This window comes from Flavobacterium cucumis, assembly GCF_900148835.1.
In the GTDB taxonomy this organism is placed as follows: Bacteria; Bacteroidota; Bacteroidia; order Flavobacteriales; family Flavobacteriaceae; genus Flavobacterium; species Flavobacterium cucumis.
On record NZ_FRYK01000001.1, the window covers coordinates 486,294 to 500,489 of the forward strand.

General features: G+C 32.8%; 15 protein-coding genes. 4 read left to right on the forward strand and 11 right to left on the reverse strand.

All coding sequences use genetic code 11. The annotated features are described in order from the left end of the window. Positions 1-103: 103 nt before the first annotated feature. Together BUE95_RS02265 and BUE95_RS02270 are read right to left on the reverse strand one after the other, a co-directional pair. Entirely contained in the window at positions 104-487 is a 384-nt protein-coding gene (locus BUE95_RS02265; protein ID WP_073582380.1) for a DUF3127 domain-containing protein, read from the reverse strand. An 11-nt stretch (positions 488-498) separates the two neighbouring features. Continuing rightward, complete coding sequence (locus BUE95_RS02270; RefSeq protein WP_073581025.1) at positions 499-1,374, reverse strand: flavin reductase family protein; 876 nt, start codon at positions 1,372-1,374, stop codon at positions 499-501. A gap of 105 nt (positions 1,375-1,479) precedes the next feature. Here BUE95_RS02270 and BUE95_RS02275 point away from each other — a divergent pair, with 105 nt between their 5' ends. After that, a complete protein-coding gene (locus BUE95_RS02275; protein ID WP_073581027.1) occupies positions 1,480-2,628 on the forward strand; it encodes a sensor histidine kinase in 1,149 nt (382 codons plus the stop codon). 31 nt (positions 2,629-2,659) lie between these two features. On the opposite strand, the gene BUE95_RS02280 is transcribed toward BUE95_RS02275, so the two are convergent. Then, positions 2,660-3,049 carry an HIT family protein gene (locus BUE95_RS02280; protein ID WP_073582382.1) on the reverse strand — a complete coding sequence of 130 codons (390 nt, stop codon included), beginning with the start codon at positions 3,047-3,049 and terminating at the stop codon, positions 2,660-2,662. 106 nt (positions 3,050-3,155) lie between these two features. Next, positions 3,156-3,632 (reverse strand): transcription elongation factor GreA, encoded by a 477-nt coding sequence (gene greA, locus BUE95_RS02285; RefSeq protein WP_073581029.1) that lies wholly within the window; start codon positions 3,630-3,632, stop codon positions 3,156-3,158. Positions 3,633-3,788: 156 nt separating this feature from the next. Here greA and BUE95_RS02290 point away from each other — a divergent pair, with 156 nt between their 5' ends. After that, on the forward strand, positions 3,789-4,211 hold the full coding sequence (locus BUE95_RS02290; protein WP_073581031.1) for a Rieske (2Fe-2S) protein: 423 nt from the start codon (positions 3,789-3,791) through the stop codon (positions 4,209-4,211). A 49-nt stretch (positions 4,212-4,260) separates the two neighbouring features. Here BUE95_RS02290 and BUE95_RS02295 read toward each other — a convergent pair whose 3' ends face one another. The 6 genes from BUE95_RS02295 to BUE95_RS02320 all read right to left on the reverse strand — a co-directional run bounded on the left by BUE95_RS02295 (position 4,261) and on the right by BUE95_RS02320 (position 10,605). Then, complete coding sequence (locus BUE95_RS02295; RefSeq protein WP_073581034.1) at positions 4,261-6,474, reverse strand: TonB-dependent receptor; 2,214 nt, start codon at positions 6,472-6,474, stop codon at positions 4,261-4,263. A gap of 220 nt (positions 6,475-6,694) precedes the next feature. Continuing rightward, complete coding sequence (gene arfB, locus BUE95_RS02300) at positions 6,695-7,096, reverse strand: alternative ribosome rescue aminoacyl-tRNA hydrolase ArfB (protein ID WP_073581036.1); 402 nt, start codon at positions 7,094-7,096, stop codon at positions 6,695-6,697. Continuing rightward, positions 7,089-8,624: a DUF4301 family protein gene (locus tag BUE95_RS02305; RefSeq protein WP_073581038.1), complete on the reverse strand. Its 1,536-nt coding sequence runs from the start codon at positions 8,622-8,624 to the stop codon at positions 7,089-7,091. Before BUE95_RS02305 ends, arfB begins: the two co-directional genes overlap by 8 nt. Next, positions 8,594-9,208 (reverse strand): nicotinamide riboside transporter PnuC, encoded by a 615-nt coding sequence (gene pnuC / locus BUE95_RS02310; protein ID WP_073581040.1) that lies wholly within the window; start codon positions 9,206-9,208, stop codon positions 8,594-8,596. Before pnuC ends, BUE95_RS02305 begins: the two co-directional genes overlap by 31 nt. Next, positions 9,201-9,920: a phosphoglycerol geranylgeranyltransferase gene (locus tag BUE95_RS02315; protein ID WP_073581042.1), complete on the reverse strand. Its 720-nt coding sequence runs from the start codon at positions 9,918-9,920 to the stop codon at positions 9,201-9,203. Before BUE95_RS02315 ends, pnuC begins: the two co-directional genes overlap by 8 nt. Before the next feature lies 1 nt (position 9,921). Further along, positions 9,922-10,605 carry a 4'-phosphopantetheinyl transferase family protein gene (locus tag BUE95_RS02320; protein ID WP_073581044.1) on the reverse strand — a complete coding sequence of 228 codons (684 nt, stop codon included), beginning with the start codon at positions 10,603-10,605 and terminating at the stop codon, positions 9,922-9,924. A 130-nt stretch (positions 10,606-10,735) separates the two neighbouring features. Here BUE95_RS02320 and ahcY point away from each other — a divergent pair, with 130 nt between their 5' ends. After that, positions 10,736-12,052 (forward strand): adenosylhomocysteinase, encoded by a 1,317-nt coding sequence (gene ahcY / locus BUE95_RS02325; RefSeq protein WP_073581046.1) that lies wholly within the window; start codon positions 10,736-10,738, stop codon positions 12,050-12,052. Positions 12,053-12,247: 195 nt separating this feature from the next. Beyond that, positions 12,248-13,348, forward strand: coding sequence for a DUF4407 domain-containing protein (locus BUE95_RS02330; RefSeq protein WP_073581048.1), 1,101 nt, complete (start codon positions 12,248-12,250; stop codon positions 13,346-13,348). A 155-nt stretch (positions 13,349-13,503) separates the two neighbouring features. Here the strand turns inward: BUE95_RS02330 and BUE95_RS02335 are convergent, their stop codons facing one another. After that, entirely contained in the window at positions 13,504-14,196 is a 693-nt protein-coding gene (locus tag BUE95_RS02335; RefSeq protein ID WP_073581050.1) for a PH domain-containing protein, read from the reverse strand.

Consider the following 14,196-nt stretch of genomic DNA (forward strand, 5'->3'; position numbering starts at 1 on the left):
TAGTCAAATACAAGTTCAAAATCAAATTTCAATTTCAATAAAAAAGCCAGAAATTCAAGTATTACTCTTAAACTTCTGACTTCTAACTTTTGACTTCTAACTTTTAGAAAGGCAAATCGTCGTGTTCTTCTTCGTTAAAGTTAGTTGCTGGTTCAAAAGCTGCTGCTGGTGGCATTGGTGGCATTTGAGGTGCTCCCGCTGCTGGTGTTTCTGCTTGCACTTTTTCAATTCTCCAACCTTGTATAGAGTTAAAATATTTTGTCTCTCCTTGTGGATTTACCCATTCTCTTCCTCTCAAATTGATCGAAACTTTAACCTGTTCTCCAATATTATAATTGTTTAACAAATCCGTTTTATCTTGTGTAAACTCAATCAAAATGTGTTGAGGATATTGTTCTTCTGTTGTAACAACAAGTTCTCTTTTTTTGAAAGATGCACTCACTTGTTGAACAGGGTTAATTACTTTTACTCTTCCTAAAACTTCCATAATACTAAAATTTATTTTTTTGCTAATAACAATTTCCAAGCATCAATAGCTCTTCCATTATCTACATACTCTTTTGCCTTTTGAAATTTGGTAGCCATATCATCAGCACTTAAAACAGCTTTGACCTCAAAATTTTCTTTTACAAATATAGCAATTTCTTCTTCGGTTGGAATATTTTCTATATTTCCTAATCTTGCTAAATCATTACCTGTAAAGCAACCACTTTCTTTAATAAAATCAGGAATACTATCTACTCCAATTCCTAAAGTGGTCAAAGGTTTTTCAACTTCAAACATCCCTACATTAGATCGACTATACCAATTGCCTCCCATTCGGGCAACTAAATCAATTTTATATTGATCAATCATTCCATTTGCATCTAGAACGGCTTCACTGATGTGAATTTTCACCACCTCGCAAATAACTAAATTGCCGGCACCACCCTGATCTCCCAAAGCTACAACATCGTTAATCTTACATTCAAATTGTACTGGACTTTCCGCCACACGAAATGGTTTTACTTTATCTGATTTTAGCATCGTAAATCCTGCTTTTTCAAACTCGTTTACACCATCTGGATATTCCGTACTTGATAATGACATTTGCTCTACAATATCATAATTCACAACATTAATCACCACTTCCTTAGTGTTTTGAGCATTAATTAAAGTGTGCTTTGTAGTATTGTCTCGAACACGTCTAGCAGGGGAAAAAATTAAAATAGGGGGATTGGAGCTAAATACATTAAAAAAACTAAATGGAGACAGATTTGGACTTCCATCAGTATCTATTGTACTCGCAAATGCAATGGGTCTAGGCGCCACAGCACTTTGTAAATACCCTTGTAATTTCGCTGGCGCTATTTCTTTTGGATCGATGCTTAACATGTTGAAACTATTTTTTACAAAGATAACAAACAATTACAAGTTCAATTACAAGAATAAACATCAAATTAAAAAGGATTTTAGTATTTTTACTTCAAATACGAATACATGCAGTTTTCAGAAAGAAGAAATCTCACACGTTGGTTTATAATAATAGCATCTTTTTTCATTGTCGTTTTAATTCTTTGGAATACTTACAACTTTTTCCAAATTTTTAAAAATGAAGAACGGGCTAAAATAGAATATTGGGCAAGTGCTCAAAAAACATTGGCCAATGCAAATGAATTTACAGATGTAGAACTTCCTTTCCAAATCATTAGTAATAACACATCTATTCCAATGATTGTTACTGACAGCAAAGATTCTATTATCAGCCACAATAATATTGATGAGGCTATTGCAGTTGACACTACTGATTTAAAAAAATATTTCAACTCGATAAAAAACGACAACCAACCCATAAAAATGCAACTTTCAGAGAAAAGCTACCAATTGGTTTATTATGGAAATTCGCCATTATTGAATAAGTTGAAATATTATCCAATTGCTTTATTGCTGATTATTATTTTGTTTGGTGCAGTCGTGTATAATTTTTATCGCGCTACAAAAATGGCCACGCAAAATAAACTTTGGGCTGGGATGGCTAAAGAAACAGCACATCAAATTGGAACCCCATTATCCTCTTTAATCGGTTGGTTGGAAATTTTAAAAATGGAAAACATTGAAGAAAGTACTATTGTTGAAATTGAAAAGGATATTACCCGATTACAGACGATCACAGATCGATTCTCGAAAATAGGAAGCGAACCCATTTTAGAAAAAAGAGATATCATTACAGACACGCACAAAACCGTTGACTATTTACAAACTAGAGTGTCGCAACAAGTGAATTTCAACTTCGAAGCACCTCAACATCCTATTTTTGTTGAGATCAATTCAGCACTACATAGTTGGACTGTTGAAAATTTAGTCAAAAATGCAATTGACGCAATGAGAGGGAAAGGCCATTTGAATATTGTTATTTCAGAATTAGACAATTTTGTAAAAATCAGTATAACCGATACTGGAAGAGGAATCCCAAAAAACCAATTTACCAAAATTTTTGAACCTGGATTTACCACAAAAAAACGCGGCTGGGGATTAGGCTTATCCCTAACCAAGCGTATTGTTCAAGAATACCATAAAGGAAAAATAAAAGTAGCTCATTCCGAACTAGGAAAAGGAACAACAATGCAAATTAGTTACAAAAAAGCATAAAAAAATCCCGAACGAATCGGGATAATATTGCTTATAAATTGGAAGCTATTTGCTTTGCTGTTTGTTGAAATTCTTCTGGTGTTAAACTAGTCTTTCTTTGAAAACGCATATCGTCCATGTCTTGAAGTGGAATTAAATGCACATGGACATGTGGCACTTCTAAACCAACAACCGCTACACCAACACGTTTGCATTCGATAGTTTTTTCAAGTGCTTTAGCTACTTTACGAGAAAACTTCATTAAACCCAAATAATGATCTTCTTCCATATCGAAGATTTTGTTGATCTCTTGCTTTGGAATACATAATGTATGTCCTTTTGCATTCGGATTTACATCTAAAAAAGCCAAATAATTTTCATCTTCAGCTATTTTATAACAAGGAATTTCTCCGTTTACTATTTTAGTGAATATTGAGCTCATTTTAATAATTTTCAATTGGCTAATTTTCATTGATTAATTTCAAGAAAATTGTTTTTACTATATTTTTAATTGTCATATTGCCACATTGACAAATCGACTAATTAATTTAATCTCTTGTAATTTCTAAAATCTCTACCTTTAAAACTCCATTTGGAACATTAATTTCAGCAATTTCTCCCACTGATTTTCCTAATAACCCTTTTCCAATTGGAGAAGTTACTGATATTTTTCCTGTTTTTAAATCCGCTTCACTTTCTGCTACTAATGTGTACTTCATTTCCATACCATTAGCTTGGTTTTTAATTTTTACAGTAGACAATACCAATACTTTTGATAAATCCAATTGTGATTCATCAATTAAACGAGCATTAGCTACTAACTCTTCCATTTTAGAGATTCTCATTTCCAATAACCCTTGCGCCTCTTTAGCCGCATCGTATTCAGCATTTTCTGATAAATCCCCTTTGTCTCTAGCTTCAGCAATAGCTTGTGATGCTTTTGGGCGTTCTATACTTTTAAGTTGGTCTAATTCGTCTCTTAATTTTTTTAACCCTTCTGCTGTGTAATAAGATACTGTACTCATAACTTCATCGTTTATATAAATAGAAAGAATCCCACCTTCATGGGATTCCTTTTCACAAAGGTAGTAATTTATTTTAATATTAATTTAAGTAATAAGGTAATGTTTAGTTAAATGTATTTAATTAAATTTGTTAACAGATACAAAGGTTAATAGCAAATGAAAAAATATTTTTTTTTATTATCAATCCTATTTCTATTAGGATGTGATAAAGAAGCGTTTCAAAACAACAATCCATATCTACCTAATTATCCCGTAAACTTGAACATAAATTTAAGCCTACCACAATATAGTATACTACAGTTTCCAGGAAACGCACTTTATATTGATTCTTCTGGACAAGGAATTTTAGGAATTATTGTTTTTAATACTGGTAATGGTTATGTAGCCTATGATGCTGCTTGCCCAAATCAAGCTTTAAGTTCTTGTTCTACTATGACGCTAAGTGGCATTGATGCCATTTGTCCATGTGATGATACTAGATACAGTTTGTTTTCGGGTCAAGCACAAGGTATGGAATACCCTATGAAACGTTACCGCGTAGAACAATTAGATGCAATTTCACTCCGAGTTTATAACTAATAAAAAAGCCTGAAAAAATAATCTTTCAGGCTTTTTCAACTTAACAAAACTAAAATTTCAAACTCATTCCGAGAAGGAAATTTATTCCAGCTTGTGGATAAAAACCCGCTCCTTCATACGTTATTACGTTTCCTGAAGAATCATCATCAAATGTATAGAAATAACCATTCGATTCGTATTCAACATCAAAAATATTATTTACCAAAGCAGAAAAAGTTATTGACTTAATGCCTTTGTTGATTTCCCAATCGAAAGAAGCATTGAAATCATTTATAAAATAACTATCTAATTTTGAAACTTCCGAATCAATATTTCCCATGTATTGCTCCCCAACAAATTTTGACAACAAGGACAATTGCAAACCTTTAGCTGGCAAATATGAAAATCTGTTGCCAAAAATAAAATCAGGCGAATATGCAATATTTGTATTACCCAAATCTCGAACTACACCATTAATTTCATAATAAAAATCTTCATTTCTATTTTGACTTAAAGTGAAATTTGGATTGAAAAGCAGTTTATCAGTTATAGCAATCATTGATTCTACTTCCAAGCCTAGTCTATAACTTTTTCCACTATTAGTAAAAACTGGAGCACCAACATCATTCAAATCACCAGTTAAAACTAACTGATCATTGTACCGCATATAAAAGGCATTGGCATACAACTTCACTTTTTCAGAATTGAATTTCCAGCCCAATTCATAATCAAACAAACGCTCTGGCTTTATGGCACCGCTCTCGTAATCATCGCGTCTTGGCTCTTTATTGGCAATTCCAAAATAACCATAAAAAGCATTTTGCTCATCTAACTGATAGTTTAGACCCGTTTTAGGGTTAAAAAAGCGAAACGTATCATTTACAGCATCAAAACGAAAACTTGTTGCTTCATAAAAAACCATTCGATATTGTAAGTCAGCAAATAAATTTAGCTTATTTGTAACATTATAAGAAGCTTTAGTGTAAAAATTTACATCATCTTTATTCCCAAAATTATCGTAGTATCGATTTGATGCTGGAATGTTATTCTGTGTCCAAACTACCTCTCCATAATGCAATCCTAAATAGCGATTGGCTGCTCCACCAAATAATAAGTCAGTTTTTTCATCTCTGTAATTTAAGGAAAAAGTTGCACCAAAGAAATCATTATCTAACCAACGTTTTCTAACCAAATCGGAAATGGAATTTCCATTAAACGCAGGTAAATTATATTCGTTTAAATCTTCGTCTTCTTTGTATTGCTCAAAATAGCCTTTACCAATAGTGTAATGTAACGCCGCATTTGAAATCCAATGCTCCGACCACTTTTCTGTCCAATGCAATTGAAAGTGATTTTGCCAGTAATTATCGGTTTCGTCATCATAAAACTGCATAGTACCATTTTCATCAAAATACATTCCTGCAGGATTGAAGGTTCGGTCATTTCTAAGTTTTTCTGGATCCTCTATTCCATACCATGCTTGATAGGTTTTTTCTTTTCCTCCAAAAGCCATAAACTTTATCAAAGTAGACTCCTTTACATAATTGGCATTGAAAAAATAACCCAACATATTGGATTCAGCTCTATCAATAAATCCATCAGAAGCAATATTTGAAATGCGACCATTCAGTTCAAAATTATCATGCAAACCTGTTCCGAAGGATAAAGTATGCTTTCTGGTGTTAAAACTTCCGTATGAATTTGCAATTTCGGCATAAGCCTTTTCTTGATAAGATTTGGTCGCCATATTCAAACTCGCACCAAATGCACCCGCACCATTAGTTGAAGTTCCTACTCCACGTTGCAACTGAACACTTTCTAAAGATGAAGCAAAATCAGGTAAATTCACAAAAAAAGTACCTTGGCTTTCACTATCGTTAAAAGGAACACCATTTAAGGTTACGTTAATTCGAGAACCATCGGAACCTCGAACGCGCAAAGAAGTATACCCTACACCATTACCAGCATCCGTTGTACTTACAACAGAAGGTAAATATTGAAGTAAAATAGGGACATCTTGACCTAAATTTCGTGGCGCAATTTGCTCTTTTGAAACATTCGTAAAGGTAATTGGGTTTTTGTCTTTTGCTCTTACAGATGAAACCGTAACTTCTTTTAGCTCAGTAGTTTTTAAACTATCTTTTTGTGTTTCTTGAGAAAAAGAGAAAAGAAAATAGAAAATAGAAAATAGACTAAAACAAGTCTTTGTACTTAATACTTTGTACTTTGTACTTTTTTTGACCCGAATTCTTGACGAACTGAGCGTGGCTAATAAAGTTTTCATTCGTAAAATTAATACGAATAAAAGGGGCAATTATTCCTTGGTTAAAAATTAATTTGATACTCTTTGACACCAATAAAAATATATAATTATTTTAGTCAATTCCCTAAACAGCATTACCTGTTCTAGGTTCTATGGGTATGATCTCAGCTCGTTATTTGGAGCACCCCTTTGAGACGTGCAAATATAAGATTCTTTAGTCTACAATTCCAAGTTGAAAGGTTTAAAAGTTTGGTTTTTTTCTGTTTTGTTTTAAAACACTCATAACTTTTTTAGCATTTAAACGCTTTTCTTTAACTGCTCTTGGGATTTTTGTTTCTTTTCGCTCTTTTGGAATTACTAAAGCATTTTCAAGTAGTCTAAAACATTTTTTTATGACGTTTTCTTTATTTTTTAACTGACTTCTATCTTCTTCGCTAGTTAAAATTAGTATGCCATCTTGAGTTAACTTGGTCGAAATTTTAGTTTGTAACACCATTTTTTCTTCATTCGACAATCCTTTTGACTGCCTTACATCAAAAGTCAGCACCACTTTAGAAGACACTTTATTCACGTTTTGCCCTCCAGGGCCACTACTCCTGACAGCTTTAAAAGAAAACTCTGTTATAATTATTGATTTATCCATTATCTACCTGATGTGCTGGTTTGAGTAAATCATTAACTGTTTTAACCGGATTAAAAGTTTCTAATGGAACCTCAACAAAAATAGTAGTCCATTTTGCCATTGCACCATTCCATAATCCAGGGAGTTCAAAAGCTTTTATGGTTTTTCCATTTTTTGTTTTTTCAGTAATAAATGCAGTTTTAGGCTCAACAAACTGATTCAAATTAAACTTTTCTCCTTTGAAATTTTTTACACCGCAAACGATATCAACAGGATTAAAATGAGTCGCTTTTTTAACAATCTTTTTTTGTTCTTTATTATTCAAATCGATTTGAGACGACTCAACGATTTGTAGCGTTCTCCTACCCTTCTCATCTTGAACCCAAAAAGGGCCTCCTCCAGGTTCTCCTTCATTTCTAACCATACCACAAACTCGAATCGGACGATTTAAAACCTTAATTAAATACTCGACCTTATACTCCGTTTGAAAATATTTGAATTCTTCTGGAAGTGGGAAAGCTGTCTTGTTTTCTGCAAAATCCTTGATTTCTGTAATTTGAGTCTCCGTTACATCTCCGTTAGAAAGCAATTCGAGATAATTGAAAATTTTGTATTGTATCCAAAACAAAACGCCTCCTAACAACTTCTTATAATTCTCAATTACTTTTCTGTGATTTTGAGAAACATTATCAATGTTTTTTATGTAGATAATATCCGATTGCAAGGCATTCAAATTATTTATCAATGCACCATGTCCACCTGGTCTGAAAAACAATTTGTTTTCTTCAATTCGAAATGGCGTATTGTCTTCATTAACAGCCAAAGTATCTGTTGCCTGATTTTGATAAGAAAAACTAATGTCAAAATCAGTAAACTTATTCGTTATGCTTTCAAAAGCTGTTTGAAACTCTTGAGAAATAGTAAAATGAATTTTTGTCTTTTGATGTTCTTTCTTAAAGAAATTGGCCTCAAACACATGCTCTTCTATTGGGGTAATAATCTGTTCTTCTCTCAGATGAAATGGCAATATTCCTTTTGGCTTGTTTGCAAAATCCAATCCCTCTTTACTTAACAAAGTTTTTATTAGAGTATAGTATTTCGCATCATTTGATAATGAAAAATAATTTGGATATAGAGCAATAGTAGCTTCTTTTAATTCTTTATAAAAAGGGAAATTTTTCAATCCAAAAATAAAGATAGATAAATCTTTAGCATTTCTTTTATTGACATAAGCGTTTATAGTGTCTTTTTTTGGATCAAAGTCTTCTAAAAACTCTATTAAAAACTTAAACATACGGGTTGCGGCACCGGAAGCCGGCACAAACTTTTCAATAGAATACCTATTTTTAAATTTATCAAAATAAGACACTAACTGAAAAACTTCTTCTTCTGAGAAACGCCATATTCCATCACCTATTGTAGCGGATTTAACTAAATTAATCTTGGGAATTCCTTCAATAAAAAAATGCAATTGTTGTTGAATTTTTTCTAAAGAATTCCCTCTTTCGTTTATATATTTTATATCTGCTTCTGTAAAAGTTTTTTCCATTCTTTGTAACCTAAAATAGCGATAATTGTGAACACTAAAAACTGTATACTGGAAAAAGTTAATCCTTTATAAAAATACAAAGGAACCGAAATTAAATCGGCAATAATCCAAATAATCCAGTTTTCAATTTTTCGTTTAGCCATAAGCCACATTCCTACAAAAAACAATGCAGTTGTAAGCGTGTCTACATAAGCTGTCCAATGTGTAAATTTATCAAAAAAATGATAAATCAAAGCAATAAAAAGTAAGGTGCCTAAGAAAATGATACTCGAAATGAAATAATCGCTTCGATTCATGAAAGATATTGGAAATTCAGCTACTCCATTTTTCTTCCTAGACCATAAATACCAACCGACAACACTCATAATCGAGTAGTAAATATTGATAATGAAATCGCCAAACAATTTCCACTCAAATAGTATGTAAACAAAAATCAATGTGCTTACTAAACCTGTCGGATATACTAAAATATTATTCTTTTTGGCAAATAAAACACTAATAGTTCCAAAGAAAACTGCTGTTAGTTCTAAAAAAATGAAATAACTTGTGTACGATTTGTATTGAGAAAATAAAAAATCAATCATAATCAAAGAAATTAGTGTCCTTTTCAAAAGCAGTTCCAATAACAACTAAATCGGCTCCAGCGTTTTGCACCGCTTTAATCATTCCAATAGTACGAATACCTCCCCCTACAATTAAGGGAATTTGAATGTTTTGCGACACAAAACGAATCATTTCTAAAGACACGTGTTGATTAGCACCACTTCCCGCCTCTAAATAAATCAGTTTTTTTCCTAAAAACTCCCCTGCTTTTGCTGTTTTGTAAACCAATTCCATATTATTACGATCAATCGGTTGGGTTTGACTTACACGTTGCACAGCCGTTTCTATTCCTCCATCAATTAACAAATAGCCTGTTGGAATAATTTCTAAATCCGATCTTTCTAAGACTTCAACCGAATTAATATGATGCTCGATTAAATATTCTGGATTTCTACCTGAAAGTAAACTTAAAAATAAAATTCCATCAGCTGCATTGGAAATTTGGTATGGATGCCCTGGAAAAATCAAAACTGGCAATTGAGTAATTGTTTTAATAACGGAAATCAGTTCGTCCAAATGTGTTCCACTAAAAGTACTTCCGCCTACAAAAATATGTGTGGCTGGTGACTCTTTAATTTTATTTGACAAAACAATTGCTTTCTCAATAGAAACTTTTTCAGGATCAATCAGAATAGCTAATAGTTTTTGGCAATTTTTTTTTGCTTGAAGTATATTTTGATATAGGTTTTGCATTCTATTTATTTGGAAAAGCGCACACAAAGATATAATCTTCTACTCTAGAAAAGTGAATTTTAAACTTTTCTATGGTGTTATTAAAATGCAACTCCGCTTCGCATTTTTTGTCTTTTAAGTCAAATTTGTTCTCAAAAATATGTTCTGGAAAACTAATTCCTTTTTCATTTTTAATTTTAAAAATGGACTCTTTTACACCCCAAATCACAGTTGCTTTCTCTATTTGATCCGAAACAGAAAGATTCTCCAAATGCTTTACTTCCATAAATCGAGGAGCAATTTTCAATGTTTTTTCTTTAAGTTTTTCTAAATCTATCCCCATTAGTTCATTACTTATGCAAATACAAGAGAACTCATGTGAGTGGGAAATGGAAATATGTTTTGGTTGATGGTTGATGGTTGATGGGTTTTCATTTTTCTTCTCCGAACTTCTTACTTTGTACTCCAAATGGGGTTTTCCAGCTTCATCATAAGTTAAATCATAATCTGTATACCCTAAATGTTGTAACAACATTCTAACGGCTAAAAAACCTTTTTGATGTTCTTCAGATTTCATTCCCTCCAAGCGAAAAAGAGAAGTATCTTTTAACGAAACAGCTCTAAACAACGAAGTTACGTCTTCAGTAATGTGCCAAAAGTACGCAACCGTGGTCTCGTTAATCGTTATAATTTTATGTAATGGCATTTATATTTTGTTGTTTTTCAAATCATTAGAAAGATAAACATTTCACAAATTAATAGAAAACTTTGAAAAAATAAAAAGTTATTTTGTAATTTTGCACACTAATTTTTGAATATACAAATATACATAATAGATGAGTACACAAACATTACCTTATGTAGCTTACAAAGTGAAAGATATTTCACTTGCGGCTTGGGGAAGAAAAGAAATTGAATTAGCGGAAGCTGAAATGCCAGGTTTAATGGCATTAAGAGCAGAATACGGCGCAAGTCAACCTTTAAAAGGAGCAAGAATTGCAGGATGTCTTCACATGACCATCCAAACGGCTGTTCTAATTGAAACTTTAATCGCTTTAGGTGCAGAGGTAACTTGGTCATCTTGTAACATTTTTTCAACTCAAGATCAGGCTGCTGCTGCAATTGCTGCTGCAGGAATTCAAGTATATGCTTGGAAAGGTTTAAATGAAGAAGATTTTGATTGGTGTATAGAGCAAACATTATTCTTTGGTGAAGATAGAAAACCGTTAAACATGATCTTAGATGATGGTGGTGATTTAACGAATATGGTTATTGACCGTTACCCTGAATTAGTTCCTGGCATCAAAGGTTTATCTGAAGAAACAACCACTGGAGTTCACCGTCTTTATGAAAGAGTGAAAGCAGGAACTTTACCTATGCCAGCAATTAATGTTAACGATTCTGTTACTAAATCTAAATTTGACAACAAATATGGATGTAAAGAATCTGCAGTTGATGCAGTTCGTAGAGCAACTGATGTCATGTTAGCTGGAAAAAGAGTTGTAGTTTGTGGATATGGAGATGTTGGAAAAGGAACAGCGGCTTCCTTCCGTGGTGCTGGTTCTATTGTAACGGTTACTGAAATTGATCCAATTTGTGCTTTACAAGCAGCTATGGACGGTTTTGAAGTAAAAAAATTAGATACTGTTATTGCTAATGCAGATATCGTAATCACTACAACTGGAAATAAAGACATCGTTGTTGGACGTCATTTCGAAGCTATGAAAGATAAGACTATCGTTTGTAACATCGGACACTTTGATAATGAAATTGATATGGCGTGGTTAAATAAAAACTTTGGAAGCACTAAAATAGAAGTAAAACCACAAGTTGACATCTACAATGTTAACGGAAATGATATTATTGTTTTAGCTGAAGGACGTTTAGTAAACTTAGGTTGTGCTACAGGTCACCCAAGTTTTGTGATGAGTAATTCATTTACTAACCAAACGTTAGCGCAAATTGAATTATGGACAAATAGTGCCGCTTACAAAAACGAAGTATATATGTTACCTAAACATTTAGATGAAAAAGTAGCAGCGCTTCATTTAGCTAAATTAGGTGTTGAATTAGAAACTTTAAATTCAGAGCAAGCTGCTTACATTGGAGTTGAAGTTCAAGGTCCATTCAAACCTGAATATTATAGATATTAATTGTCTTGCTGAACTCGTTTCAGCATCTCAAAATATTTTAAACCCTTGCATTCTAACAATTCGGGAATGCGAGGGTTTTTTTTATCTAACTATTTATCAACAAATTAACATCAAGTTGAAACAATTTGCGTTAAATTTGTACTAATATCATCAATCATCAACCTGTCCGCCTTTGGTGGATCAAAATCAATCATCATGTTAAAACATTTTTTCATGTTATGCTCGGGCGTAGATGCCGACATAATTAAAGGTTGTTCCAATGGCGAGCAAAACAAATATGCCGGAATTGGAGCTACCGTATTCTTCACTGCCGTAATGGCTTTTATTGCCAGTTCTTATGCTCTTTTTACCGTTTTTGATAATGCATTTATTGCCGTAGGTTTCGGTTTAGTTTGGGGGTTACTTATTTTTAATTTGGATCGATTTATCGTTTCTACCATTAAAAAAAGGGAGCGTTTCTTTGACGAATTCATTCAAGCTACACCAAGGATTATTTTAGCGGTTATTATTGCAATCGTAATTTCGAAACCTCTAGAAATTAAAATATTCGAAAAGGAAATTAATACGGTTTTACTAAAAGAGAAGAACGAAATGCTATTGACCAATAAAAAACAAGTAGCCAATTATTTTCAATCGGATTTAGATAAAAACAAAGCCCAAATTGATAGTTTAAAATCGGATATTCTTAAAAAAGAGAAAGAAGTAAACGATTTATATTCCGTCTATATCACCGAAGCCGAAGGAACTACCGGAACTAAAAAGTTAGGCAAAGGTCCGGTTTATAAGGAAAAACGTGAAAAGCACGACGCTGCTTTGCAAGATTTAGCAACTTTAAAAACGACAAATCAAGCCAAAATCACAGATTTAGAAGCGAAAGCTAAAACCCTACAAGCCGATTTAGACAAAAAAGTCACCGAAACCCAACCCATTATTGAAGGTTTCGACGGTTTAATGGCGCGAATTAACGCCTTGAATAAATTACCTTTCTTGCCTTCATTTTTTATTATGTTATTGTTTTTAGCGATTGAAACTTCGCCTATTATTGCCAAATTATTATCACCAAAAAGTGAATACGATTTCAAACAGGAAGACAACGAAATGGGCATCAAAAATATGTTGGTCCAAAATCGTTACCAAAGTGAATTGCAAAAGAAAACCGATGCCGAAATTTATGACAAAGTCTATGCCGACATCAAAGAAGATAAAGAACTCTACAACTATAAAAAGAAAAGTGCTGTGGAATTGCTAAAACTCCAGGCCGATGGTTTTGTAGAAAAACAGAAAAAATCGATATAGAACTTAACCTCAAAGCGTACAAAGATTTACGCAAGGTTTACAAAGGTTATTAAAGAGGCAAAATCCCGATAAATTTAAACACCTTATCGGGATTCTTTTATGTTGTCTTATTAGCGTTCTTTAGCGTAAATCTTTGCGATATTTGCGGTTAAAAATTATAAAAATTTCAAGATTTCCGACTTCAATCGATCATATTCTCCTTGAAGAATTAATCCGTTGTCTAATAATTTTTTATAGTTCTGAAGTTTGGCAAACAATTCATCTTGTGTTAAATGCGCTAAACCTTTCTCTTCCGAAATTGGAGCTTCTACTTCTGTATCACGAATAATATCGTTTGAAGTTGGCATAATTTCAGCATAAAGTGTCACCTCTTCTGTTGGAACTTCTTCTACTGTTTCAACAACAGGAGTTTCCTCTTTAACTTCTGCTACAACTGGCACACTTGCTTTCGGATTTTTTAATAAATCCAATTGCTCTTTTGCGTAAGTATATAATTTTCGAGCTTGATTCTTTGGTAAATAATCAACGGTATGCGTTAAATCAGAATTCGTAGTAAAAGTAAAATCAGCACCTAAAATACCTTCTTTTACAAACGAACCTGCAATATCATCCCAATCATAATCAATGAATTCCATTGATAACCCTAAATTTTTAGGCTTACACAAAATAATGCGTTTGTTCGTTACCACTATACTATCAGGAAAAATAGTTACCGCTGGTTTTTTCTGAACGGCAATGTAACCTACTTCTTCGTTCGACATTAAAAGATGCTCCAATTTAGCCGTGATTTTCTCAATAGCTTTTGGATCTTGATCTTCGTTTAATATTTTTTTTAAGTTGTCTATCAT